The 23835-nt window shown below is 73.6% G+C and carries 28 protein-coding genes and 3 pseudogenes; 9 read left to right on the top strand and 22 right to left on the bottom strand.

The genetic code is table 11. The features are described from left to right. The first annotated feature begins 56 nt into the window (after positions 1–56). Positions 57–572, top strand: coding sequence for a universal stress protein (locus ACFY3L_RS16475; RefSeq protein WP_389323725.1), 516 nt, complete (start codon positions 57–59; stop codon positions 570–572). A gap of 84 nt (positions 573–656) precedes the next feature. Here the strand turns inward: ACFY3L_RS16475 and ACFY3L_RS16480 are convergent, their stop codons facing one another. Genes ACFY3L_RS16480 through mddA form a run of 3 tightly spaced genes read right to left on the bottom strand, consistent with a single transcriptional unit; the run spans position 657 to position 3964 of the window. Further along, a complete protein-coding gene (locus tag ACFY3L_RS16480) occupies positions 657–995 on the bottom strand; it encodes an Imm51 family immunity protein (RefSeq protein WP_389323728.1) in 339 nt (112 codons plus the stop codon). Between the two features lie 31 nt (positions 996–1026). Continuing rightward, on the bottom strand, positions 1027–3216 hold the full coding sequence (locus tag ACFY3L_RS16485; RefSeq protein WP_389323731.1) for an alpha/beta fold hydrolase: 2190 nt from the start codon (positions 3214–3216) through the stop codon (positions 1027–1029). Between the two features lie 16 nt (positions 3217–3232). Continuing rightward, positions 3233–3964 (bottom strand): methanethiol S-methyltransferase, encoded by a 732-nt coding sequence (gene mddA / locus ACFY3L_RS16490; protein WP_389323734.1) that lies wholly within the window; start codon positions 3962–3964, stop codon positions 3233–3235. 93 nt (positions 3965–4057) lie between these two features. Between mddA and ACFY3L_RS16495 the strand changes: the two genes are divergently transcribed. Beyond that, the gene (locus ACFY3L_RS16495) at positions 4058–4636 is read left to right on the top strand and encodes a TetR/AcrR family transcriptional regulator (RefSeq protein ID WP_389323737.1); all 579 of its coding nucleotides are present in this window, start codon (positions 4058–4060) and stop codon (positions 4634–4636) included. A 6-nt stretch (positions 4637–4642) separates the two neighbouring features. Here the strand turns inward: ACFY3L_RS16495 and ACFY3L_RS16500 are convergent, their stop codons facing one another. Then, positions 4643–5599 (bottom strand): pentapeptide repeat-containing protein, encoded by a 957-nt coding sequence (locus ACFY3L_RS16500; protein WP_389323740.1) that lies wholly within the window; start codon positions 5597–5599, stop codon positions 4643–4645. A 106-nt stretch (positions 5600–5705) separates the two neighbouring features. Here ACFY3L_RS16500 and ACFY3L_RS16505 point away from each other — a divergent pair, with 106 nt between their 5' ends. Continuing rightward, positions 5706–6377 carry a GNAT family N-acetyltransferase gene (locus ACFY3L_RS16505; RefSeq protein ID WP_389323743.1) on the top strand — a complete coding sequence of 224 codons (672 nt, stop codon included), beginning with the start codon at positions 5706–5708 and terminating at the stop codon, positions 6375–6377. Here the strand turns inward: ACFY3L_RS16505 and ACFY3L_RS16510 are convergent. After that, positions 6372–7418 carry an aldo/keto reductase gene (locus tag ACFY3L_RS16510; RefSeq protein WP_389323746.1) on the bottom strand — a complete coding sequence of 349 codons (1047 nt, stop codon included), beginning with the start codon at positions 7416–7418 and terminating at the stop codon, positions 6372–6374. The two genes, ACFY3L_RS16505 and ACFY3L_RS16510, sit on opposite strands and share 6 nt — an antisense overlap. Positions 7419–7426: 8 nt before the next feature. Next, a complete protein-coding gene (locus ACFY3L_RS16515) occupies positions 7427–8638 on the bottom strand; it encodes a D-alanyl-D-alanine carboxypeptidase family protein (RefSeq protein WP_389323749.1) in 1212 nt (403 codons plus the stop codon). A 339-nt stretch (positions 8639–8977) separates the two neighbouring features. Here ACFY3L_RS16515 and ACFY3L_RS16520 point away from each other — a divergent pair. Then, positions 8978–9292, top strand: a pseudogene (locus tag ACFY3L_RS16520) (NUDIX hydrolase); the annotation flags it as partial. Positions 9293–9373: 81 nt separating this feature from the next. On the opposite strand, the gene ACFY3L_RS16525 reads toward ACFY3L_RS16520, so the two are convergent. Further along, a complete protein-coding gene (locus ACFY3L_RS16525; protein ID WP_389323752.1) occupies positions 9374–9847 on the bottom strand; it encodes a molybdenum cofactor biosysynthesis protein in 474 nt (157 codons plus the stop codon). Positions 9848–9981: 134 nt separating this feature from the next. Between ACFY3L_RS16525 and ACFY3L_RS16530 the strand changes: the two genes are divergently transcribed. Both ACFY3L_RS16530 and ACFY3L_RS16535 read left to right on the top strand, forming a co-directional pair. Next, a complete protein-coding gene (locus ACFY3L_RS16530; protein WP_389323755.1) occupies positions 9982–10239 on the top strand; it encodes a PspC domain-containing protein in 258 nt (85 codons plus the stop codon). Between the two features lie 11 nt (positions 10240–10250). Then, positions 10251–10880, top strand: a complete 630-nt coding sequence (locus tag ACFY3L_RS16535) for a hypothetical protein (RefSeq protein ID WP_389323758.1) — start codon at positions 10251–10253, stop codon at positions 10878–10880. A 32-nt stretch (positions 10881–10912) separates the two neighbouring features. On the opposite strand, the gene ACFY3L_RS16540 is transcribed toward ACFY3L_RS16535, so the two are convergent. Then, positions 10913–11155, bottom strand: a complete 243-nt coding sequence (locus ACFY3L_RS16540) for a hypothetical protein (RefSeq protein ID WP_389323761.1) — start codon at positions 11153–11155, stop codon at positions 10913–10915. Between the two features lie 62 nt (positions 11156–11217). Here ACFY3L_RS16540 and ACFY3L_RS16545 point away from each other — a divergent pair, with 62 nt between their 5' ends. Beyond that, complete coding sequence (locus ACFY3L_RS16545) at positions 11218–11982, top strand: helix-turn-helix domain-containing protein (protein ID WP_389323764.1); 765 nt, start codon at positions 11218–11220, stop codon at positions 11980–11982. A gap of 13 nt (positions 11983–11995) precedes the next feature. Here the strand turns inward: ACFY3L_RS16545 and ACFY3L_RS16550 are convergent, their stop codons facing one another. The 3 genes from ACFY3L_RS16550 to ACFY3L_RS16560 all read right to left on the bottom strand — a co-directional run bounded on the left by ACFY3L_RS16550 (position 11996) and on the right by ACFY3L_RS16560 (position 13999). Further along, a complete protein-coding gene (locus ACFY3L_RS16550) occupies positions 11996–12730 on the bottom strand; it encodes a class I SAM-dependent methyltransferase (RefSeq protein ID WP_389323767.1) in 735 nt (244 codons plus the stop codon). Positions 12731–12814: 84 nt separating this feature from the next. Then, entirely contained in the window at positions 12815–13429 is a 615-nt protein-coding gene (locus ACFY3L_RS16555; RefSeq protein ID WP_389323771.1) for a dihydrofolate reductase family protein, read from the bottom strand. A gap of 144 nt (positions 13430–13573) precedes the next feature. Next, positions 13574–13999 (bottom strand): hypothetical protein, encoded by a 426-nt coding sequence (locus ACFY3L_RS16560; protein ID WP_389323774.1) that lies wholly within the window; start codon positions 13997–13999, stop codon positions 13574–13576. Between the two features lie 10 nt (positions 14000–14009). Here ACFY3L_RS16560 and ACFY3L_RS16565 point away from each other — a divergent pair, with 10 nt between their 5' ends. Further along, positions 14010–14171, top strand: coding sequence for a hypothetical protein (locus ACFY3L_RS16565; protein ID WP_389323777.1), 162 nt, complete (start codon positions 14010–14012; stop codon positions 14169–14171). Between the two features lie 32 nt (positions 14172–14203). Here ACFY3L_RS16565 and ACFY3L_RS16570 read toward each other — a convergent pair whose 3' ends face one another. Beyond that, complete coding sequence (locus tag ACFY3L_RS16570) at positions 14204–15286, bottom strand: NAD-dependent epimerase/dehydratase family protein (protein ID WP_389323781.1); 1083 nt, start codon at positions 15284–15286, stop codon at positions 14204–14206. 77 nt (positions 15287–15363) lie between these two features. Further along, the gene (locus tag ACFY3L_RS16575) at positions 15364–16212 is read right to left on the bottom strand and encodes a Rieske 2Fe-2S domain-containing protein (RefSeq protein ID WP_389323784.1); all 849 of its coding nucleotides are present in this window, start codon (positions 16210–16212) and stop codon (positions 15364–15366) included. Between the two features lie 59 nt (positions 16213–16271). Between ACFY3L_RS16575 and ACFY3L_RS16580 the strand changes: the two genes are divergently transcribed. Continuing rightward, on the top strand, positions 16272–16664 hold the full coding sequence (locus ACFY3L_RS16580) for an MFS transporter (protein WP_389323787.1): 393 nt from the start codon (positions 16272–16274) through the stop codon (positions 16662–16664). Positions 16665–16723: 59 nt separating this feature from the next. Here ACFY3L_RS16580 and ACFY3L_RS16585 read toward each other — a convergent pair whose 3' ends face one another. The 9 genes and pseudogenes from ACFY3L_RS16585 to ACFY3L_RS16625 all read right to left on the bottom strand — a co-directional run bounded on the left by ACFY3L_RS16585 (position 16724) and on the right by ACFY3L_RS16625 (position 23705). Further along, on the bottom strand, positions 16724–17224 hold the full coding sequence (locus tag ACFY3L_RS16585) for a hemerythrin domain-containing protein (RefSeq protein WP_389323790.1): 501 nt from the start codon (positions 17222–17224) through the stop codon (positions 16724–16726). Between the two features lie 44 nt (positions 17225–17268). Next, a complete protein-coding gene (locus ACFY3L_RS16590; protein ID WP_389323792.1) occupies positions 17269–17541 on the bottom strand; it encodes a hypothetical protein in 273 nt (90 codons plus the stop codon). Continuing rightward, a complete protein-coding gene (locus tag ACFY3L_RS16595) occupies positions 17538–17867 on the bottom strand; it encodes a DUF1622 domain-containing protein (protein ID WP_389324582.1) in 330 nt (109 codons plus the stop codon). Before ACFY3L_RS16595 ends, ACFY3L_RS16590 begins: the two co-directional genes overlap by 4 nt. Before the next feature lie 248 nt (positions 17868–18115). After that, positions 18116–18496 (bottom strand): annotated as a pseudogene (gene lexA, locus ACFY3L_RS16600) (transcriptional repressor LexA); the annotation flags it as partial. 801 nt (positions 18497–19297) lie between these two features. Further along, positions 19298–19486: pseudogene (locus ACFY3L_RS16605) on the bottom strand (helix-turn-helix domain-containing protein); the annotation flags it as partial. A gap of 45 nt (positions 19487–19531) precedes the next feature. Then, positions 19532–20290 (bottom strand): thioesterase family protein, encoded by a 759-nt coding sequence (locus ACFY3L_RS16610; protein WP_389323794.1) that lies wholly within the window; start codon positions 20288–20290, stop codon positions 19532–19534. Positions 20291–20359: 69 nt separating this feature from the next. Further along, complete coding sequence (locus tag ACFY3L_RS16615; RefSeq protein WP_389323797.1) at positions 20360–22516, bottom strand: FtsX-like permease family protein; 2157 nt, start codon at positions 22514–22516, stop codon at positions 20360–20362. Beyond that, positions 22513–23184, bottom strand: a complete 672-nt coding sequence (locus ACFY3L_RS16620) for an ABC transporter ATP-binding protein (protein ID WP_389323800.1) — start codon at positions 23182–23184, stop codon at positions 22513–22515. The genes ACFY3L_RS16615 and ACFY3L_RS16620 overlap by 4 nt, the downstream gene beginning before the upstream one ends. Further along, the gene (locus tag ACFY3L_RS16625; protein WP_389323803.1) at positions 23181–23705 is read right to left on the bottom strand and encodes a PadR family transcriptional regulator; all 525 of its coding nucleotides are present in this window, start codon (positions 23703–23705) and stop codon (positions 23181–23183) included. The genes ACFY3L_RS16620 and ACFY3L_RS16625 overlap by 4 nt, the downstream gene beginning before the upstream one ends. Positions 23706–23835 lie beyond the last annotated feature (130 nt).

A 23835-nucleotide genomic window follows, 5' to 3' on the forward strand; every position in this document is an offset into this window, starting at 1 on the left:
ACCCTGCCGGCGGCGGATCCGTCGGTACGGTGGGAACGGTGACCACAGGAGCACCCGTGATCATCGGTTTCGACGGCTCTGAGGCCGCCCGGCGGGCGGTGCGTGACGCGGCGGCCCTGCTCGGCCCGCAGCCGGCGCTCGTCGTGACCGTCTGGGAGGCCGGGCGACGCTTCGAGCCGGCCACGCTGCCCGTGCCCGGCTTCGAGTTCCCACCGGCCGCCCTGGACCTGCGCAGCGCCGCCGAGCTGGACGAGGCCGCGTACGAGACGGCGAAACAGACCGCCCGGCACGGCGCGCACCTCGCCCGGGAGGCCGGCTTCACGGCCGTCACCGCGCTCGCCGTCGCCGACGACCTGACCGCCGCCGACACCCTGATGCGCGTGGCCCGGGAGCACGACAGCCCCGGCATCGTGGTCGGCGCGCACGGGCACCGCAAGCTCAGCGAGCTGCTGCTCGGCAGCACCTCCGACACCCTGGTCCACAAGTCGGACCGCCCGGTCATCGTGGTCCGCGCGGGCCGGGACCGGTCCGACACACCGGCGGCGGCCGGCGCGGATCCAGCGGCCCGGTGAATGTCGACGTCCCCTGCGAGCGACGGTTCTCAGCTCCGCTGTCCCCGGGACTTCGGCCATCACGAAGTCTGCTCGGACACGCGCTCAGTCGTCGAGGTCGACCCCCTTCGCCACGGCCAGGGCGACCGCCTTCCGGGCCTGGTCGGCGTCCGTGACGACGGGGGTCAGCAGCTTCGACAGGGCCTCGAGCGCGCCCCGGTCGGTCCCGTACGCGCAGAACATGCCGGCCTCCGGGTCGAACGAGAATCGCCCGCCCAGGTCCGGCGCCTCGACACCGACCAGCAGCCGGGCGACCGCCGCCCAGAAGTAGCCGTGGGGTTCGTGCCCCAGGGACTGGACGGCGGTGTCGACCGGGGTGCTCCCGGCGTTCAGCAGCAGCGAGTACTTGCCGGGCGACGTCTCGATCAAGCGCAGCGGATTCATCCGCACATCCTGGCAGGCCCCGCACGCCGGGTCAGAAGAGCTCGGCGAGCAGGGCCGCGGCACGGGCGGCGCCGTCGGCCGGCACGGGGCGGTAGGTGACCGGGCGGTCGATCTCCTCCGCGATCGCCGCCGCGAGCGAGTCCGGGGTGAGGGTGTCGTAGTCCATCCGCCGCCCGGCGTCGTGCCGGCGGAGCCGGTGCGTGACGTGGAACTGCTGCTCGAAGTGGTTGCGCAGCGGCACGTAGATGAACGGCCGCCCCGCCGCCGTCAGCTCCATACACGTCGTGAGCCCACCCTGCACCACCGCCAGGTCGCACGCGGCGAGGTGCCGGTCCAGCCCCGGCACGTACGGCAGGACCTCCAGGCCCGCCGGGGCCGCCACCGAGGCCGGGTCGATGCGAGGGCCCGCCACCAGGATCATCCGCAGGCCCGGCACCCGCCTGGCCGCCTCCGGGAACGCCGCGGCGACGAGCCGGAGCAGGTGCCCGCCGACCCCGGACCCGCCGACGGTGACCACGCAGACCCGCTCGCCGGGCCGGTATCCGAGCGACGCTCGCAACGCGTCCCGCGCCTCGCCGGTCACGGTGCTGGGCTCCGCGCCGGTGACAGGGCCGGTGACAGGGCCGGTGACAGGGCCGGTGATGTAGCCGGCGTAGTCATAGTGCTCGTCGGTCCAGTCGCGGATGCGGGGCAGCCCCGGTCCGAACGGCTCGTCGATGACGTCGTCGGGGTCGCCGACGAAGACGGACCGGTCGCGCAGGCGCGGGTAGCGGTCGATGTGACCGATCATCTCGGCGTTGTAGTCGGCCGCGACCAGCGCCTCGCGCTCGCCGCCGGACGGCATCGGCAGGAAGCCGACGAAGTCGGTGAGCCACGCGTACGCCGAACGCTTCAGCTCAGGGTTCTCGTGCAGGAAGTGGTCGACGTCCCACGCCTCGTCGCCGACGACGAGGTCGTAGCGCTCCGACTCCAGCAGGTCGTGGAACACCATGAAGTTGGCGACGAGAATCTCGTCCATCCTGCGCAGCGCCTGGAAGCAGTGCAGGTCGTGCTCGCCGGACTCGCTCTCCACGTGCGCGGACTCGTTGGCCAGGAACCGGCTCGCGGGGTGGACGCGCTCACCCGCGTCGGCGAGCATGCGGGTCACGGGGTCCTGGGTGAGCCAGTCGATCTGGACGCCGGGCCGCAGCTCGCGCAGCTTCGCGGCGATGGCGAGGTCGCGCCGGGCGTGGCCGAGCCCGATCGGCGAGGACAGGTACAGCACCCGGCGCGGCCGCGACTGCCAGCGGCTCCACCCGCGACGGGCCGGCTCCGGCGGGCGGAACCGCTCGGCGAACCCGCGCAGCAGCAGGTTGACCTGGACGGGGTCGCGGACGAGCGGAATGTGCCCGCCGCCCTCGATGACCACGAGCTCGCCGCCGGTGAGCTCGGCGAGCGCCTCGCCGCGGGCCGGCGGGGCGACGCGGTCGTCGCTGCCGTGCAGCACCAGCACCGGGCCGGTCAACCGGCCGCACCAGTCCTCGATCTCCTCGCGCCCGGGCCGGTCCGCCTGGCTCTCGACGTCGAGCACGGCCCCGGTGGTCTCCAGCGCCCAGGCGACGCCGTCCTCGACCGGCTTCGTGGAGTGCGGCTCGCTGAAGCACTGCCCCATGAAGAACCAGGCGAAGTCGTCGTGGTGCGACTGCCAGTACCGCCGGTTGTACTTGCGCCAGTGGCCCGCCGGGTCGGCGCCGAGCCGCGGCACCGCCGACGGCGGCAGGTCGGGCGCGGGCCGGTCGTCCAGCCCGCCGGAGGCCGCCCGCGCCTGCGCCGGCGGCGTGAGCGCGATCGAGGCGCCGATCGCGACCGTGCCGTGCACGCGCCCGGGATGCTCGGCGGCGAGCTCCAGCGCCCAGTTGACCGCGCGGGACAGGCCGACGACGACGGCCTTGCCGGTGCCGGTCGCGTCGAGCACGGCGAGCGCGTAGGCGACCTGCGCCGCCTGCCCGTACGCCTGCGGGGTCAGCGGCCGGTCGGACCGCCCGTTGCCCGGCCCGTCGTACGTGACGACGCGGAAGTGCCGGGCCAGATACGGCACCTGCAGCTTCCAGATCCGCTTGTGCACCAGCGTCCACGTCGGCAGCAGCAGGATCGTCGGGCCGCTGTCACCGTGCACCTCGAAGTGAACCTTGACGCCGTCGTGCTCGACGAACCCCTCGGCGTCAGCCTGTCGCGCGCGCATCGCCCGTGCCCTTCCCTCAGCGCGCCGGGCGGGGCACGAAGCGCGGCACCCGGCGCAGGTAGTCCTCGTAGGGTTCGCCGAGCTGGGCGCGCAGATCGTGCTCCTCCAGGCGGACACCCACCATGATGTAGCCGGTCGTCGCCAGGGCGAAGACCAGGCGCCCGACGCTCAGGTCCGGCGCCGCCCAGAACGCGATCAGGAAGCCGACCATGAGCGGGTGCCGGACGAGCCGGTAGATGAGGGGCTCGCGGAGGCCGGGCTCGGCGTAGTGGCGGTCGCGGGCGCGGGCCAGCACCTGGCGCAGGCCGAAGAGGTCGAAGTGGCCGACGGCGAACGTGCTGAACACCAGGATCGCCCAGCCGAGCGCGTAGACCGTCCACAGCATGCCGCGGGCCCAGGCCGGGCCGACGGACCAGACGGTGGCCGGCAGCGGCTGCCACTGCCAGAGCAGCAGGACCAGTGCCGCGGTCGAGGCGAGGACGAAGGTGCTGCGCTCGATCGCGGCCGGGACGAAGCGGGTCCACCAGCGCTTGAACCACGGGCGGGCCATGACGCTGTGCTGGACGGCGAACAGCGTCAGCAGGCCCGAGTCGACGAGCAGCGCCCGCCAGGCCGGGCCGGCGGTGCCGTCGTCGATGCCCTTGGGCACGCCGATGCCGGCGAGGAACCCGATCGTGTAGAGCAGGGCGGCGAGGAAGGCCAGGTAGGCCACCCCGCCGTAGGCGAGGACCGAAGTTTTGCGGATCATGATGCCACCTCTCTTGTTCGGTCGACCGACCGATACTGGGCAAGGTAGCATTCGGTCGACCGACCGAACAAGCACGCATCCATTGGAGACGGTTTGAACACGCAGGGCCGCATCATCGAAGCGGCGAGGACGTGCCTGCTCGCGGACGGATACGCCGCGCTGTCCACCCGCCGGGTCGCCGAGCAGGCCGGGGTGCCGCTGAGCCAGATCCACTACCACTTCGGCGGCAAACAGGGCGTCATCCTCGCCCTGCTCGACCACGAGAACCAGCAGCTCGTGCAGCGTCAGGTCCGCATGTACGGCGCTGAGACCCCCCTCTGGAAGCGCTACGAGCAGGCGTGCGACTTCCTCGACGACGACCTCGCCTCCGGCTACGTCCGGGTGCTGCAGGAGATGATGGCGGCCGGCTGGTCCGACCCCCAGGTGGCGGCCCGGGTGACGGCGATGCTCGAGGGCTGGTTCTCCGTGCTGGTGCGGGTGGCGACCGAGGCCGAGCAGCGGTTCGGGTCACTCGGGCCGATGCGCCCCGGCGACGTCGCGGGGCTCATCGGCCTGTCGTTCCTCGGCGGCGAGGCCGTCATCCTGCTGGGCAGCGAGGACTGGAGCGGGCGCGTCCGCGGCTGGCTCCGCAGCGTCGGCGACCTGATCCGCCACTTCGAGGAGCCGTTGTGAGGGGCGTCAGCGGGCCGTGCCGAAGTTGATGCTGAAGTTCGACGGGTCCGGGTCGGGGTTGAACCGGCCGAACCGAGCGGGACGGTAGCCGCGCACGGCGCCCGAGAGGTAGACGAGCAGGGCACCGACGAGCCACGGGTACAGGACGGAGACGAACATCAACGGCAGCACCATCCCGGCGGGAAGCCAGATCATCAGGCTGACCACCGTGTAGACGGCCAGTCGCGCCAGCCCCCGCTTCAGCGGCCGGTCGCCCGGCGTCAGCCCCCTGAGCACGTTGATCAGCGACTTCACCAGCAGCACCAGGCCGATCAGGATCGCCAGCAGGGCGACCTGCAAGGTGCGCGGGTCGAGGATGTCCACCTTCGCGTCCTCCGCGTCGGCCTGGATCGCCCCGGCGAAGAGCGTGCGGGCACCCCGCAGGTCCGCGCCGCTGAGGTCGGCCTGGGTGAGCGACGCACCCGTGAAGTCGGCGCCGCGCAGATCCGCGTCCGGCAGGTCGGCCTGGCTGAGTGACGCGCCGGTGAAGTCGGCGCCGCGCAGGTCCGCCTTCGGCAGGTCGGCCTGGCCGAGGTCGGCGTCGGCGAACGACGCGTCGCGGGCGTCGACGATGTCCAGGTGCGCCTGGGTGAGGTCGGCGTTGTCGAAGCGGGCGCCGCGCAGGTTGGCCCCGGTCAGCGTGGCCTGCACGAGGTCCGTGCCGCGGAACGAGGCGCCGTGGGCGTCGATGCGGGACAGGTCCTCCTGGCCGAGGTCGAGGCCGTCGAGGATGGCGCCGTGCAGGTCGGCGCAGGTGAGGTCGGGCAGGCCCTCGGTGGACGTGATGTGCTGCCCGGCGAGCTGCGCCCGGGTCTCGGGGCAGTCGGGGCCGCGGGTCGGCTCCGCGGCGGCGGGGGCGGCACCGACGAGCACAGCGATGATCAGCAGGGCGCCGGCGGCGCCGGCGAAGCGGATGGTCGGCACGCGCACAGCATCGAGCGTCATGCCTCCCGCCGCCCACGCTCCGTCCGGATCGCGACACGGTCATGCGCATCACGGCGCGGACGAACCCTGCGGGACACTGGTCCACATGGACGCGTTCGGACGGTATCTCGCCTCGCTGGTGGCCTCGTGGGAGGCGATGGCGGTCCCGCACGCCGACGCCGCGGTGGTGCGCGGCGACGGCTTCGTCGCGGCGCGCTTCCCGAGCCATCCCGTGCTGTGCAACGCGGTCCTGCTGGATCCGGCTGCGCTGCCGGCGGTCCGGGCCGTGTTCGACGGCGTGCCCCGTCCCGCGATCTGGTCCGCCGACGACCGCACGGCCGCCGCGCTCGCCGGGGCGGGCATGCGGCGCGACGAGACGACCGTGCCGATGCGATGTGACCTGAGCCGGCCCGTACCGCCGCCGGAATCCGGCACCGTGCTCGCCGACGCCTCGGTCGTCGCGGGGATCACCGGCACCGACGTGTCGCTGCTGCGTGGCGTGCCGGGGCTGCGGGCGTTCGCGTCGTCGGGCCACGAGTCGTGCCTGGTGGTCATCGCCGCCGGCACCGATGCGAACGTGTCGTTCGTGGCGACGCTGCCGCGGGCGCGGCGGCGGGGGCTCGCGAGGGCCGTGCTGCGCCGGGCCCTGCGGGACGCGCGCGACCGGGGTTTCGCCACGGCGAGCCTGCAGGCGACCCCCATGGCGGAGCCGCTGTACGCGGCGGAAGGGTTCGTGCCGGTCGGCGCCTGGCAGGAGTGGCTTCCGCCGGCGTCATGACCAGCGCAGCGACGCGCGGTGCGCCCAGTACACATCGGGTGGCTCGGCGGCCGGCAACGGTCCCAGGCCGGCGAGGTCCCGCCCGCGCGGCTCCGGGTCGGCGGCGTCTCCCCCACGCGGCTCCGGGTCGGCGGCGTCTCCCCCACGCGGTTCCGCGTCGGCGGCCGGCGGTGCGCCCGCATCGGCGGCGTCCCCGGTGTGCGGCTCCGGCTCGGCGGCCGGCGACCGGCGAGGGCCGGCCAGGTCGAGGGCGCGCAGGTTGGCGGCGAGCTGCGCGGTCGTGGCCGCGCCGGACAGGACCACGTCCACCCACGGCCGGCGCAGCGCGGCGGCGATGGCTGCCGCGTCGCAGGCGGCGAGCCGCCCGTTCGCCAGGGCCTCCTTGACGATCACGGCCCGGCCGTCGGCGTGCGCCTCGGCGAGGGCCGGCCCGGCGGAGGGCTCGAGCGGGTTCCACGTCGCCTGCACGGTGCGGAACAGCGGCTCGCCGCCCACCTCGACGCGCAGCGCGGCCCGGATCGCGTCGGCCTGGCGCGGCCCGCTGGTGGACAGCCCGACGGTGACGCCGGTGGCGGCGAGGTCCGCGAGCCGCCGGTGCAGCGCCGCGTCGGTGAGCGCGGTGCTCTCCGGTGTCACGGAGTGGATCTGGTACAGGTCGAGCCGGTCCCCGAACAGCTCCAGGCTCTCGGCCACCTGCCGGTCGAACGTGGCGACGGAGTGGTCCTTCGCCTCGTGCACGGGCGCGTCGACCCGCCACCCGGCCGTGTACGTGTAGCCCCACTTCGACCCGACGACGACACCCGCCTTCCCGGGCAGCCAGCCGGCGAGGAACTCCTCCGCCAGCCCGTACGAACGGGCGACGTCGAAATAGCGGACCCCGGCGGCATACGCGGCGTCGAGCAGGTCGTGGCTGCGTGCCCGCAGCGCCTCGACCGACCGGTCGGCGGGCAGGTCCCGCTCCCGGCCGAGGTTGATGTACCCGGGCCGCCCCACGGCGGCGAGCCCGAGCCCGATCCTGTTCTCCGGTGGCGCGAACGGCATGACCGATCTTATGCCGCGCGCCGGCGCCGGATGCGCATGACGACGCCCACCGCGGCGGCGGTCAGCGCCACCGCCCCGACGGCGAGGATCGTGGGCCAGACCGAGTACCCGCTGTTTCCGGCCGCGGGCCGGGCGGCGGCCGGCGCCGCGGACGGGGCGGTCGACGGCGGCGGGGCGGCGTGCAGCTTGGCCGCCTCCTCCGGGGTGACGAGGTGGCCGACGGACGTCCCCGCCGGCAGGGCGAACCCCCAGTCGAGCAGCATCGTGCCCTGCTTCCACGCGCGGGCGGGCACGATCTCCGCGCCCATGACGGTGACGACGAGGCGGCGGCCGTTGCGCTCGGCGGCGCCGACGTACGTGTGGCGGGCCTCGTCGGTGAAGCCGGTCTTGCCGCCGATCGCGCCCTGGTAGCTGGTGAGGAGCTTGTTCTCGTTCTGGATCTGGAAGCCCTTCGGGTCCTTCGGCGGCTGCGCGGGCCACTGGAAGGTGAGGGTGGTGTCGTAGGTGATGAAGTCCGGCCGGGCGAAGTCGGCGCGGGCGATGAGGGCCAGGTCGTAGGCGCTGGTGAACTGGTCGGGGGCGTCGAGCCCGGACGGGGTGACGGCGTGGGTGTCGTCGGCGCCGAGCCGGTGCGCCTCGGCGTTCATCGCGGCGATCGTGGCGGCCACCCCGCCCTCGCCGCCGGCGACGCGGGCCAGGGCGTTGGCGGTGTCGTTGCCGGACTGCAGCAGCAGCCCGAGCCACAGCGTCGACACCGGGTACTTCCCGCCGACGATCATGCCGACGGCGGAGCTGTCCGCGGGCAGGTCAAGGTCCTCAGCGGTCGCCTCGACGACCTGCGCGGGGTCCAGCTTCGGCAGGGCGGTCGCGGCGAGCAGCAGCTTCTGCACGCTCGCCGGCCGGCGGCGCAGGTGCGGCGCGCACGCGCCCAGGACCTCGCCGCTGTCCAGGTCGGCCACGACCCACGACATGGCCGACAGCGTCGGCGGTGCCGCGGTCCCGGCCGCCACCGCCAGACCGGTCGTGCTGAGCCGCTGACCACCGATCGCGGGCGCGGCGGGGTCCAGGACGGGCGACGGCGGCGTCGGCGGGACGGTGGGGATCGAGGCGTACGGGCACGGCACGACCGCGTCCGGCACCTCCGTCGGGGCCAGGACGGGTGCGGGCCACGCCAGCAACCCCGCGCTCACCAAGGCCGCCACCAGTCCCTGCGCTCCCATGGCCGGGAGCGTAGCCGCCGGCCGCTCCGCACGCTCACCGAACGCCCCGGGCCTGCGCCCGGTACAGGATCCGTCACCGAGTGCTCAGTGCGGCGGCGTGCGCGGCAAGGACCTCGACGGCGGTGGCGACAGCCGGGCGGGCCGTCGAGCTCGGCGTCACGCTCGTCGACACCGCCGACTCCTACGACCTGGGCGCCAAACGAGGAGCTCGTCGCCGAGGCGCCGCACCCGTACCGGGACGGCGTCGTCATCGCCACCAAGGGCGGTCAGGTCAACCTCGGCCGGGAGTGGATCCCGCTGGGCCGGCCCGAGCTCGGGTAGGCTCCTGCCGTGGTCAGGGTGGGGATCGCGGTCTTCGTGTTCCGCGACGGCAGGTTCCTCATGGGGCGCCGCCGCGGCGCGCACGGCGCAGGCACGTGGTCGGTGCCGGGTGGGCACCTCGAGTTCGGCGAGTCGTTCGAGGACACCGCGGCCCGCGAGGTCCTCGAGGAGACCGGCGTCCAGATCACCAACGTCCGGTTCGGCGCCGTCACCAACGACGTCTTCACCGACGAGGACCGGCACTACGTCACCGTCTGGATGCTCGCCGACCACCTCGCGGGCGAGCCGGCGATCCTCGAGCCCGACAAGTGCGTCAGCCTCGGCTGGTATGGCTTCGACGACCTTCCGAGCCGCTCTTCCTGCCCTGGCGGCAGCTGCGGGAGTCGCCGCTGTTCGACACGGTCCGGCGGGAGCTCAACGCGACACGCTGAAGTCCACCGGGCCGACCCGCAGGACCCCGTCGTCGAGCGGTTCGCAGCGCACACCGCCCTTGCCCCGCAACGCCTTCCACGCGCCCGGCCCGATGGTCACGTCCATCCAGGCGCACGGGTGCGCGGCCCGCCGCACCCGCAGCCGGACCGGTCCGTCGCCGCTGTCGAGGGTCAGCACCGCGCCGACGAGCTCGTCCACGGCGATCCCGGCGACCATGATGTTGCGCCGGACCTGCGTCAGCCCCGCCCCGCCGGGCAGCGACTCCCGCGCGATGACGGTGACGCTCGCCTCCCGGTGCGCCGGCCTGCCGAAGTACCGGTCGCCGGCGACTCCCAGCCCGGCCCGGATCCGGATCTCGCTGACGAGGTCACCGGCGGAGCCCGGCAGCGGACCGTCGGCGGGGCGCCCCACGTACCGGTGCGACGGCGACGACAGCAGCTCCACGATCTCCGCCATGACAGCAGTCTGCCACCGCCCGCGTCCCGTGGCCGGGTCTCAGGGGACGACCGGGGCCGATCCCTGATGCCGTCAAGGGTCCCGCCGGCGCACGCTTGAGGAACAACGCGATCACGCGACGAAGGAGCGAGACGATGGAAAGCGTGCACCAGTCGATGCGACAACAGGGCCTGGTCCGGCCGGCGCAGGGCCGGGTGCTCGGCGGCGTGTGCGCCGGGCTCGGGCGGCGCTTCGGCATCGACCCCTGGCCGGCCCGGCTGCTGTTCATCCTGATCCTGCTGCTGATCCCGGGCAGCCAGATCCTGGTCTACCCGATCCTGTGGATCATCATGCCGGCCGAGCCGGTGACCGCGACGCCGCCCGTCGACGCATGGGCGAGGACCACCGACTAAGATCAACTGGCATGTCCGACGAATGGCGTGCCAGGCTCACCCCCGCATTCGAGGCGCTGCTCGGAGCGCCGCTGTCCGACCACCCGGAGGACGCGACCTACGCCGTCTACGCGTGGGGCAACTTCCTGCGTGAGGCCGGGCTCGACCGGCTGCCCGCGTGGCTCGACCCCGCGGCCCTGCGCGGCGACACCGTCCTGGTGCACCCGCACCTGGCGATGCACGACGAAGGGCCGCTGCGGATCGACGCGGCGGGCTCCCTGTTCGACGCGCCCCCGGCGCGCGAGCACGTCGAGGGCCGCGACCTCCAGCTGCCCCCTGCGGAGGACTGGCGCGTCGCCTACGTGCGGCTCGCCTCCGACGGCACGCTCTTCGACGCGATGCGCGCCGCCACCCAGGTCGGCGACGGGCCCGGGGACCTGTTCGAGTTCGAGTCCGACGCCGACGAGGAGTGGGAGGCCGCCCTCGGCGAGGCCGGCGTCGACGACGAGCTGCTCGCCCACCTGCGCTGGTGCTGCGCGGACGGCACGGCCGGCCTGGTGTTCAACGGCACCGGCCCGTTCAAGGTGCCGCGCGGCACCGTCGTCGCGTCGTGGTCCGACGAGGCCGGCTTCCAGTGGGACATGGCCGTCGTCAGGCTCTAGTCGTCAGGCAGGCTCTCGGGGTCGTTGCCGGCTCAGCTGCCGCCCTCGCCGCGCTCGGTCGCGGTCTGCCGGGTGTGGACCGGGTCGCTGGAGTCGGGCTTGTGGTCGAACGGCAGCCCCGGCGCGTCCGCCTGCCCGCCCAGCCCCAGCGTCGTGTGCGCGCCCGCGGCCGACGCGTTCGGGCGGTCCGGGTCGTCGATCGCGTCGGCGCCCGCGGTGCCGGGCGTGCCGGTGGTGCCCATGGTGGCGTTCTCGTCCGTCTTCTCGTCGCTCATACCTCCCGCATACCCACTCGGCGGGCCGGCGTCCCATCTCCCCGCAGGGCAGGATCGGTGCCGTGGACTCCAGCGCGCGGTTCAAGGTCGGCGAGGGCTACGCGGTGTACCGGGGGCCGGCGGCGGACAGCGCCGTGCACAGCCACGCCGCGTTTCAGGTGGCGATCGCCGCGCATGGCGAGGTGCGGATGGTGGACGCGGCCGGAGCCAGGCACCGGGGCACGGTGCTGGTCGTGGCGCCGATGGTGCGGCACAGGATGCTCGCGACGGCGCACCTGGTCACGTTCTTCGTCGAGCCGCAGTGCGTCTTCGCCGGTCGGTTGCGGCGGCGGTACGGTGGCGGCATCGCGAACGCGACCGAGCTGCACGCCATGAGCGAGGGCGACCTCGGCCCGGCGAGCATGCGCCCGGCCGGCGGGCTCGACCCGCGACTGCTGCGGGCCATGGACACGCTGCGCGGCGACGCGCCGCCGATGGCCGGCCTGGCCGCCGCGGTCGGACTGTCCCCGCAGCGGCTGCGCGCCCTCGCTCAGGCGCAGCTGGGCATGCCGCTGGCCCGCTGGCGCGTGTGGGCTCGGCTGCGCCGGGCGGCGGAGGCGCTGCAGCGGGGCCGGTCACCGGCCGACGCGGCCGCCGAAGCGGGCTTCACCGACCAGGCCCACCTGACCCGCCGGATGCGCGAGATGATCGGCCTGACCCCGGCCGCCGTCGTCGCCGCCCTCGGCACCCACCCGCCGGCCGCCGCCCAACCGCCGCAGCCCGCCGCCCATTCGCCGCAGACCGTCGCTCACCCGCCGCCGGTCGTCGTTCGACGCCGGGGCGGGTGAGGCGTGGACTCGGTCAGGGGCGGTGCGCGACGTAGAGCGAGATCGATCCGGTGACCGTGGGCACGACCTCCGCCTCGCGGACGTCGCCGAACCCGGCCCCGGCGATCAGCCCGGGCAGGACACCGTCGGCGTTGGGCTGGGTGTCGGCCCTGCCGTCGGCGAGCTGCACGGTCCGGAACGCCAGGCGCATCAGCCTCGTCCGCTGCAGCCCGTAGTCTGCGACCACCAGCCGGCCACCGGGGCGCAGCACCGCGTGCATCGACGCGAGGATCGCCTGCTTGACCGGGACCGGGCACTGGTGCAGCACGAGACTGGACACCGCCGTGTCCACGGATCCCGCGCCCAGCAACGACACCAGCGCGTCACCCATCCCCGCCAGCCACCGCACCGCCCCGCCGGCACCGTTGCCCCCGGCGGCGGCCTCGCCCTTGACGGCGGCCTTGCGCTCGGCGGCGGCCTTGCGCTCGGCGGCGGCCTTGCGTTCGGCGGCGGCCTTGCGTTCGGCGGCGGCCAGCACCGAAGGGTCGGGGTCGACGCCGACGATCGTGGCGCGGGGCTCGGCGCGGGCCAGGAGCAGCGCGAGGGAGCCGGTCCCGCAGCCGACGTCGACGACGGTCTCGCCCGGCCGGGGCGACACGTACATGACGACCGAAGACCGCCAGCGTCGCTCACGGGTCAGTGCGACCACCGGATCGTAGAACCTGGTCGGCGCCAGACGTCCAAGCGCGGGGGTGAAGTCATCGCTCATGCCGCGCAGTCTCCGCGACCCGGCGGCGGCCAGGCTTGTATCGGACGCTCGCCACAAGCAGGAGGGCACCGGCGGCCCCGGGGTCTACTGGCCGGCGGGCACCTGGTCCTTGACGTCGTCGTAGCCGGCCTTCGACGGCGGCTCGCCGGGCGCGTAGATCACCCGGATCACGCCGGTCGGGAACACCTCCGTCGCCGTCACCTTCAGGTGGTACGGGGCGTCACCCTCGTCGAACAGCCGCCGGCCCTTGCGCGCCGCCACCGGGTGCACCAGCAGGCGCACCTCGTCGACCAGACCGGCGGCGAGCAGCTGCTGCACCACCGAGATCGAGCCGGGGATGAGGATGCCCTTGACGCCCGGGTCGGCCTTGAGCGCCGTGACGGCCTCGACGAGGTCGCCGTCGACCAGCTCGGAGTTGCGCCACGTGAACTCCAGCGGCTGCCGCGACACGACCACCTTGCGCACGTCGCCCAGCTGCTTGGCGAACCCCGCGTCCTCGCCGCCCGCGGCCTCCCGCCCGGGCCACGCCCCGGCGAAGCTGTCGTAGGTCTCACGGCCGATGAGCAGCACGTCGGCGGTGTCGTAGTCCTCGCCGACACAGCGGCCCATGTTGTCGTCGAAGTACGGGAAGTGCCAGTCGGGATCGATCTCGGCCACGCCGTCGGCCGAGATGAACAACGAGGAGATGACCTTCGCCATCGCGGTGGTCCCTTCGAGTCGGTGGACCGGGCCAGCCTAGTCCGAACCGGACGTTACCGTCGGGTATGTCCGCGGTGTCGGAGTGTGCGCGGGTTCCGGGGACGTCCGCCCACGACCCGGCCCGGACCCCGCCCGTCAGGCTGCTCAGGCGATCGACATCGACCCGGTCGTGCCGGTGACCTGCCAGCCGTCGCCGCTCTGGTACTGCACGACGTAGGTCAGCCAGGTCGCACCGAGGCAGGCGACGAAACCGTTGATGCCGACCGTGACCCGGCGCCCGTCACCAGCGGCGGTGCCGAGCGTGATCAGGATGCCGCCCTCCTTGACCCGCGCGCAGCCCTCCTTGGTCTCGATCACGGTCGCGCGGTCGGCGACGAACACGATCTTCGCCTGCGACGCCAGCTCGGCGGCGATCCGCTGCTGCGTCCCGGCCGGGATCGGCACGCCGGCGTCGTCCTTCCCGCTCGGATCGGCGGCGTCGGCGAACGTGTGGTCCATGACGTACACCGTGGGGAACGCCCGCTCGGGGAACGAGTTCTCCTCAGGTGTGCCGAGATACCGCCGAAGCACCTGAACGGCGATGTCGCCACCCGGCGATGCGGCGGAGCCCGGCGCCGAGGCGGCCGGTCCGGCGACCGAGTCGGGCGGCACCGGCCTGGCACAGCCCGCCATCGCCGTCGCCGTCATCAAGAGTCCGAGCATCGCACCCATGACCTGCCTGCTGCTCACCATGCCCTTCTGACGGCGAAACGCCGATGCTGGTTCCCCGCCGGTTCAGTACGGGTTGCCGGTCCCCGGCAGCCGGCCGCGGAGCAGGCCGCCGGGGCGGCCCGGGAGCAGGCGACCGGCGGACATCGGCGGGCTCTTCGTGTGCGCCCTGGCCGCCATGCCGTCGACCAGCTCGCGCATCGCCGCGACCGCGTCGACCGACGGGTGCCAGCCGAGCTCGGCGGCGGCCCGCGCGCTCGACATCAGCGGCGCGCTCAACGCCAGCTGGACCCAGCCCGCGTCGACGGGCTGCAGGCGCAGCCACCAGGAGAGTGCGGCACCGCTGCGCAGCAGCAGGCCCGGCACCGGCACCGTCCGGCCGCGGAAGTGCTCGGCGGCCACCTGCGGGGTGAGGACCGGGTCCGTCGCGATGTTGAACGCGCCGCGGACGTCCGAGGTGAGCACCCGCGCGTACGCGTCGGCGACGTCGTCGGCGTGGACCGCCTGCAGCCGCAGCCGCGGGTTGTCCGGCACGATCGGCAGCCGGCCGAAGCGCAGCAGGCGGGTCGGTGCGAGCGGGCCGAGGAAGTACCGGGCGATCTCGGTGCCGGCGTCCCGCTGGAAGATCAGGCCGGGCCGCACCCGCACGATCCGCAGCCGCGGGTCGGCGCGCTCGACGGTGTCGAGCATGCCTTCGACGACGACCTTGTCCCGGCTGTACGACGAGGCCGCCACCCCGGTCTTCGGCCAGTCCTCGCCGACGAGGCGGTCCTTCGGCCCGGGCGCGTAGACGCCGACGGACGAGGCGACGACGAGCGCCGGCACGCCGGCCCGGACGGCGGCGGTGATGACGGCCCGGCTGCCGTCGACGTTGGTGCGGCGCAGCACCCGGCGGTCGTGGCTCGGCTGGATCTGCCAGGCGAGGTGCACGACCGCGTCCGCCCCGGCGAACACCGGCTCCAGCTGCTGTCTGGCACCCGTCGCGCCGATGTCGCACTGATACCAGTCGACGCCGGTGTACGGTGCGCCGGCCGCCGCTCCCGGCAGCCGCCGGACCACGCCGGCGAGGTCGTGCGTGCCGTCCTGGTGCAGGCGGCGCAGCAGGGCGGTCCCGGCGTTGCCGGTGGCGCCGACGATGACGATGCGCATGCTGTGCTCCTCCTGATCGAAGTGCCGCCTCCGTCCGGACGCCCGTCACAGCCGGGCTGGCTCCGTCCCGAGAACCGTCACGGCCGGGCCGCCTCCAGCAGGCCGTCGCGGACGCGGGTGCGCAGCAGCACCTGGTCGGAGCCCGCCGGGCCGTGCACGGCGTGCCCGTCGGCGAGCGCGAACACGCTGCCGTGCCACGGGCACTGGACGCACGTCTGCCCGTCGACGTCGATGGTGCGCCCGTCGGCCAGCGGGCCACCCCGGTGCGCGCACTCGGCCACCATCACGCTGAACCGGCCGTTCTCCCGGTACACGAGCACGGTCGTGTCGCCGAACGCCCTCGTGCCGACCTTCCCGTCCGTGAAGCTGTCGACGGAGTCCACGGCGCTCCACTCCAGCGGTACACGAGGCAGCGCCGCAGCGGCGTGGTTGACCCCGGCCGCCTGTGCGAACGCCAGGTGCCCACCGAGATACGCGCCGGCCCCGGCGACGCCCACCCCCGCGAACGACAGCGCCCGCCCGCGCCGGTGGTCGCCGCGCAGCCGCGCCACGATCGACGCGGTGAACAGGCCGACCGCGGCGGTGTTCGCGGCCGCGTGCACCAGCGCGACCCGGCGCTGCTCCCGCGAGAGGGTGCCGAAGTCGGCGGCGCCGGTCACGACCGCGGGCAGCGTCCCGGCGGTGCCCGCGACGAGCAGCGCGGTCGCGGCGTGTTCGGTGCCGGGCAGCAGGTCGAGCATGGCCGCGCTCATCCACGCGCCGACCGGGAACTGCACGATCGCCGGGTGCGCCGGGTGCCCGATCGGCTGCCCGTGCAGCGTCTCACCGACCCGCCCCTTGCCCACGGTGGCGAGCACGGCCCGCCGGACGGCGTCACCGATCCGGTCGAGCCAGCGGGCATTCTCCAACTTGGCCAGCACACGCATACGAGCCCCATGCCCGGCACGGGTCCGCCGAAACACCGGGCCTGCGCAAGGATCGACGGGTGCCGAAGGCGCCCGGGATGCTCGAGGCGCTGCGGGTGCGCGACTTCAGGCTGCTCTGGACGGGCCGGTTCGTCAGCCTGCTCGGCAGCCGGCTGCTGACCGTCGCCGTCCCCGCGCACGTCCTGCAGATCACCGGCTCGCTCATGGCCACCGGTCTCACCCTCGCCGCGGAGTACCTGCCGGTGCTGCTGCCCGGCCCGCTCGCCGGGGTGCTCAGCGACCGCTGGGACCGCCGCCGGGTCATGCTCACCACCGACGTGGTCCGCACGGCCGCGGTCGCCACGATGCTCCTCGCCGACTCCCCCGGCACCGTGTGGGTCATCCACGCCGCCCTCGCCGCCGACGCTGCCCCCGTTGGTGCCGGCACCGTGAAGCCGGCGCCGGTCTCGTAGACGGCGCGCGCCCCGCGACCGGCCGGAGCCGGTGGCGGGGCGCGGAGCTGTGCGTGCCGTCAGGCGGTCATGGCGTCGAGCGCCTTCTTCAGCGCCTTCGGCTGGCTCGGCTTCTTCGGCGCGCTGGGCCGCAGCTCCTCCATGCGAGCGCCGATCTCCTGCAGCTGGTTACGACCGAGGCCCTCCCGGACCTTCGGGAACCACTCCTGCTCCTCCTCGTCGATGTGGTGCGTCACGTTCTCGATGAGCACCGACACCTTCGCGTCGAAGTGCTCGTCGTCCGGGCTCATCGTGGCGAGCTCGAAGCACAGCACGTCCGCGACGTGATGCTCCTCGTACGACTCCAGCACGTCGTCCTCGATGTCCGGCAGCAGCTTGCGGACCTCCGGGTACATGACCTCGTTCTCGAGGTACGTGTGGACGGTCAGCTCCTCCAGAATCTTGCCGACGATCTCGGCCTTGCGCCGCTTCGCCGCGTCCCCCGCCGACTGGAACTCCTTGAAGAGCCGCTTGACGGTCTTGTGGTCCTCTTTGAGCACAACGATCGCGTCGGTCGACACGAGGTCCTCCAAACGTGGAAATACCTGGGTGAACACCGTTATGGCTACCCCTCATTGCGTTCGCGCAAACGATCCCTCCGGGCCTGGTTCACCGACACCACGAGCAGCTTCCGGACCACGAGAATCACCGCCGCGACCGCGAGCGTCCGCCAGTCCGTCCTGACGGCGAGCCGCAGCATCCCGCCCGCGAGCCAGAAGTCCAGCGCGACCTGCAACGCGCCCCGCACATCCCTTCCGAGCGCGAACGTCAACCACCCCGCGACCAGCCCCGCCGCGACGCAGCCCAGCGCCGCGTACTCCAACAGCGCCCGCATCACGGCACAGCCGCGTCCTTCCGCCGGTCGAGCTCCTCCCGCTCCTCCTTGATCTCGCGCCCGAGGAAGTAGTTGAGCCCCGTGCGAATCGCGGCGACCGCGGCGAGTTCCCCGATCTCCCGCAGCGTCGGAGCGACCGCCGTCCGCAGGATGTCACCGGCGAGCTGAAACTCCAGCCCCAGTGCCAGGAACCGTCCCAGCCCCAGCCTGACCTGCGTGAACCCCTCAACCTGCCGGGTCCGCACCGCCACGATCACGAACCGCACGAACGCCACCGCCGCCCCGACGAAGATGACGATCGCACCGGCCGCCTCAACCACCCGCACCATCAGGTCGACCGCACCCGACAGCCCCACCTTGCCGAACTCCAGCTCCACCCACGCCTTCTTCCCACCCCACCGCCGCACAACCCCGCCCGCCGCCGCCCCCGACCCGCGTCCCCGGCACCACAGCCCGAGACAGCGCCCCCAGCGGACACGGCCAGGCACACCAACCGGCGACCCGAACCGGGAACACAAGCCGGCGACCCGAACCGGACGACCCGAGCCGGACGACGGCCCGCCGGTGGCGGACGGAGTCAGAGGCGGCGCAGGACGCTGACGACGCGGCCGAGAATGGTGGCCTCGTCGCCCGGAATGATGTCGTACGCAGGGTTGCGGGGCATGAGGTCGACGTGCCCGTCGTCGCGGCGGCGGTAGACCTTGACGGTGGCCTCGCCGTCGATCATCGCGGCGACGATGTCGCCGTTGTCGGCGACCGGCTGGCGGCGGACCACGACGAAGTCGCCGTCGCAGATGGCGGCCTCGATCATAGAGTCGCCCTTGACGCGCAGCGCGAACAGGCTGCCGTGGCCGACGATCGAGGACGGCAGGGTCAGCTCGTCGTCTGCCTGCTCTTCGGCGAGGATCGGCTGACCGGCGGCGATCGCACCGAGCACCGGCACGCTGACCCCGGCGTCTCGGTGGATGGTGCCCGACGCGCCATGGGCACCGGCCCGCCCGCCGGATCTGGCCCGGGTCCGGCCCCCGGTCCGGGCATCGGTCCCGTCGTCGCCGCGGCGGCCCTCGGCACGATCGTCGCTCCGGGCACCGGCCTGGAGGTCCCCAGCGACCCCGGCCCAAGGACCGAGCCGAACCTCGCCCCCGACAGCCCCGCGAAACCCAGCACCATCAGCCCCGCGAACCCCGGCACCGTCAGCCCAGCGAACCCCGGCACCGTCAGCGCCCCGAACACCGGCACCCTCAGCACCGCGAACCCCGGCACCGTCAGCACCGCAAACCCCAGCACCGTCAGCACCGCAAACCCCAGCACCGTCAGCGCCCCGAACACCGGCACCGTCGTCGCAGCGGACCCCGGCAGCGTCAGCGCCCCGGGCACCGGGCCGCATATCCCCCGCGACCCCGGCCCACGGACCGAGCCGAACGTCAGCCCCGACAGCACCGCGAGCTCCCGCACCGTCATCACCGCGAACCACCGCACCGTCGGCGCCGCGAACCACCGCACGGTCAGCCCCGCAAACCCCAGCACTGTCAGCGCCCCGAGCACCGGACCGCACGTCGCCGGCGACCCCGGCCCACGGGCCGAGCCGGACGTCAGCGCCACCCGCACCGCGGCCGGCCCCCACACGACCGTCGCCGTCGACGCCCGATCCCACCCCGCCCGCAACGCCGGAGCCGTTGCCAGAGCGGGCATCAGGACCCGACTGGGCGCCGCTCGCATCCGCGCGCACGCCCTCCCGCGCGTCCATCGCCCGGGGCCAGCGGCCATCGCGGCGCAGGTAGCCGAGGCGCTCCAGCGACTTGAGATGGTGCGACACCGACGACGTGGAGACCAGGCCGACAGCCGCGCCGATCTCGCGCACCGTGGGTGGATAGCCGTGCTCCTCGACCCAGCCGCGGATCACGGTCAGAACGCGCTGCTGCCGATCACTGAGTCCACTGTCCGCCATGCGATCACCATACGCCAATATTCGATCACCTGTACGAGAATCACCCTACCGGCGGGGTGCGACAAAAAGGCTCTGGACCGAGCGGCCGATGGGGCCGTGCTGGTCGTGCAGCGCGGTGTCGGCGAGGCCGATGCCGGCGGGGTCGATGGAGGTGACCGAGCGCAGGCACACCCATTCCCCGATGGGGTGCCGCAGCAGGTGCACGGTCAGGTCCGCGTTCACGAAGAGGAAGTTGCTCAGCTCCAGCTCGTTGCTGATCCCGTTGCCCGAGTCGGCGGCGACCAGGACGCGGACCAGCGGGCTCGGCTCCTCACCGTCCACAAGGGACTCGTTCATGCGCAGCCAGGCGGTCGCCGGGCCGCGCTCCAGGAACGAGCCTTCGGAGAAGCGGAAGTCCATCGCGGTGTGGTAGCCGACGTCGTGCGTCGTCGGGTAGAGCGGCTTGACCGTGGCGCCGTCGAGGTAGACGGTCGGGGCCGGGGTCGCGGCGGGCACCACGTCCGCACCGGCGCGGATCAGCAGCGCGGTGCAGCGCATGTACGGCTCGATCGCCGCCTCCACGAGCACGACACTGCGCCCCTGCCGGACGATCCGCGCATCCACGGACAGTTCGGCGATCGGGACCGGCTTGGCGATCTCGAAGGTCATCCGGGCGACCCGCATGCCGGGCGGCGCCACCTGCTCCACCGCCCGGCCGAGCAGCGCCGCCGGCGGTCCGGCGTGCTGCGACCCCGCGTCCCAGGGCCCACGCGTGTGTTCCGTCGAAGCGAACCGGCCGGAGCCCAGCGGAAGGTAGAACGCCATCGGGACATCGTAGGTCGGCACCGGCCGGTAGCGCCGGAGCCGAAGCCCCGGCGCCAGAAACGAAGGCGGTCACTCGCTCCGGGCGGTCTCCGGACCGGTGATGCGCCGCAGCAGCGGAAACGTCGCGGCGATGATGGCCAGGGACATCAGCAGCGCACCGGCGACGATCGCGGCGTAGCTCAGTGACGGCAGGTGCAGCGTGTAGTCCATCTGCGCCTTCAGGAACAGTTGCGCGCCCAGCAGCCCGGCCCCGATCGCCAGGGCGGCGGCGGCCAGCAACGGCACCGCGCTCTCCAGAGCGACGACCCGCCGCAGCACTGCGAGCGGTACACCCGTGAGCCGCAGCAGGCTGAAGGGCCGTTTGCGGTCGGTGAGACCGGCGATGACGGCGACCGCGAGGCTGCACCCGGCGATCGGCAGGCTCGCGAAGATGATGACGGCGGCGAGCTGCTCGAAGCCGGCCAGCTGCGAGTTCCGGTCCTCGGCGCGGTCCCGCTCGGTGACCGGCTGGACCCGCAGGTCGGGAAATGCCCGCTCCAGCGCGGTGCGGGTGCGTTCCAGGGTGGCGGTGGCGCCGTCGGTGCCGGTGACGACCGTCATCACCGGCAGCGCGGCCAGCTGCGCCTCGGTCAGCGGCGCCGCCGGCCAGACGATGCCGGCGCCGTGCGTGACACGCCACCCCAGCAGGTCCTCGTGGACCCAGGCGACCGTCGCCCCGTCGGCGCAGCGGCCGTACTCGGGCGCCCTGGCGAGGTCGGCACACAGGGCGAGGCCGCCGTAGTCGCCGTCGCGATCGGGGTTGCCCCGCACGACCGTCACGTTGCGGACCCCGGGCAGGGCCGTCAGGGAGGCGATGACCGGCGCGGGGATGCTGTCCGGGTCACGTTCGAACATCGTGACCAGCGTGGCGGCGGAGAGCGCGTCGACGTGCCGGCCGCGCTCCTCGGACAGGGTGTGGATGATGCCGACGGACGTGGTGGTGACGAAGAGGCCGATGACGACGCCGCTGATCGCCCGGAAGGCGGCCGACGGGTTGTCGCTCATGCGTCGGGCCGCGATGAGGGTCGCGGGCCGCTGCGCCCGGCGGGCGAGCAGCCGGGCGCCGACCATCGTCAGCCACGGCCCGGCGATCACCAGGCCGGCCATGATGAGCAGCAGCCCAGGCAGGAAGACCGCGACCTGCTGGTTGGAGCTGTCCGGCACGCGGCCGATGAAGAACGTGAGCTCGCCGATGCCGAGCAGCAGCGGGAGCAGGCGGAACCAGCGGGGTGGCTTCGGCGTGACCCGGCGCACGACCCCGAGCGGGGAGATGCGGACCCGGCGCAGCGCCACCCGGGCGGCGATCGCGGCGCCGGCGGGCACGCCGAGCGCGACCGCGACGGTCATCAGCGGCCCGAGGGTCACGTCGTCGGGCTGGAACGGCAGGCCGGTGAACGGGATCCCGGCGACCTGCTCACGGAGCGCGAGGTAGAGCCCGAACCCGGCGGCGGTGCCGAGCAGCGCGGCGACGGTCGACTCGACGGCGGCGACGACGGAGATCTGCCGGGGCGTGCCGCCGATGAGGCGCATCGCGGCGAAGCGCTGCTCCCGCCGGGCGGCGCTGAGCCGGGTCGCGGTGCCGATGAAGATCAGCACCGGGAAGAGCAGCCCGCCGGCGACGACGGACAGGATCAGGTCGAGCGCGGCGACGGGCAGTCCGAACCCGTCGGCGGGGAACCCGCTGACGCGGCGGGCGCCGTACAGCTGCGAAACGAACTCCGGGGTGCCGCCGACGACGACGGCGAGGGTGCCGGGCGAGGGCAGCGCGGCGTCGCCGATGAGCCCCGCCCGCCGGCCGGGGAAACGGTCGCCGAGCTGGTCGGCGGGGGTCGAGTCGATCAGGTCGGCGAGGGCCGGCGAGACGTAGTACTCCCCCTGCCCGGGCAGTCGCGGCAGACCGTTGGGGACGGGCGCGCCGGCGGCGAGCACGGCGACGTCGACCCTGGTGATCGACTGGCCGCCGAAGTACTCCGCGTTGCGCTCGGCCCACCACAGCGGACCGTCGTCGGCGGGTGTCTGCGCGCTGAGCGCGGCCATCCTGGCGACCTGCCCGTCGACGGCGTTGACACCGGCGAGGGTGCTCACCAGCAGCCACACGCCGAGCGCGACCGCGCCGGCCATGACGACGAGCCTGATCACCGCCTCCCGGCCGCTCGCGAGCGTGAGGCGCAGCCCGAACCGGATCACGACGCGCTCCTGGCGAGGGCGTGGACACGGCCGTCCCGGACGATGACCTGGCGGTCGGCGTACGCCGCGACACGGGCCTCGTGGGTGACGAGGACGACGGTCGTGCCCTGCGCCCGCGCGGAGTCGACCATGAGGTCCATGACCTGCTCGCCGGTGAGCGAGTCGAGGGAGCCGGTCGGCTCGTCGGCGAACAGGACACGGGGCTTGGCGACCAGCGCGCGGGCGAGGGCGATGCGCTGCGCCTGGCCGCCGGACAGCTCGCCGGAGCGGCGCTGCTCGAGCCCTTCGAGGCCGAGCCGGGCGAACCAGGGCCGGGCCTGCGCGACGGCGTCCGCTCGGCGGGCACCGCCCAGCAGCAGCGGCAGGGCGATGTTGTCCTCGGCGGTCAGCTCCGGCACGAGCTGGCCGAACTGGAACACGAACCCGAACCGGTCGCGGCGCAGGGTGCTGCGGCCGGTCTCGTCGAGCCGGTCGATGCGGGCGCCGTCGAAGTGGATCTCGCCCTCGTCGGGGACGAGGATGCCGGCGAGGCAGTGCAGCAGCGTCGACTTGCCGGAGCCGCTGGGGCCCATCACGGCGACGATCTCGCCCTCGTCGACGGCGAGGGTGGCACCGCGCAGCGCGGGCGTCTGCCCGAACGACAACCGGACGTCTCTGGCCTCAATCATCGACGGACCTCTTTCGTGAGTGCGTCGAGACGCGCGACCGTCGTCTCGATCCAGTGCAGGTCGGCCTCGAGGTGGAACAGGCCGTGGTCGGCGAGCATCGCGTCGACGAGGTTGCCGGCGCGCTTGATCTCGGTCAGCTGCTGCATGCGTCGCAGGTGGGCGCTGCGCTGCAGGTCCAGGTAGTCCTCGGCGGAGCGGCCCAGCATCAGCGACAGCACGACCTTGGCGAACAGCACCGTCTGCAGGTGCGGCTCGGGCTCGACGGGCTCGGCGAGCCAGGTGTCGACCTCGGTGGCGCCGGCATCGGTGATGACATACCGCTTGCGATCGGGGCCCTCCCCCGGCTCGACGTCACTGATGACGACCTTGCCGTCGCGGGCGAGGCGGCCGAGGGTCGCGTAGACCTGGCCGAACGACAGCGGCTTGCCGCGGCCGAAGAAGGTGTCGTAGTCGCGCTTGAGGTCATAGCCGTGGCTGGGCTCGCGCTCCAGGAGCCCGAGCAGCGTGAGGGGAACGCTCATGCCGACCACCATACGCTGAGAGTATACGCCGCGTATATACCCTCAGCGTAGGTCTCGAAAGATCTCGGAACGTCACTAGCCGTATCCGATCGGTCACGGCACGGTTGGCCTGGGTAGGCGGCACCACCGA

The organism is Dactylosporangium sp. NPDC000521, from assembly GCF_042898305.1.
GTDB lineage: Bacteria > Actinomycetota > Actinomycetes > Mycobacteriales > Micromonosporaceae > Dactylosporangium.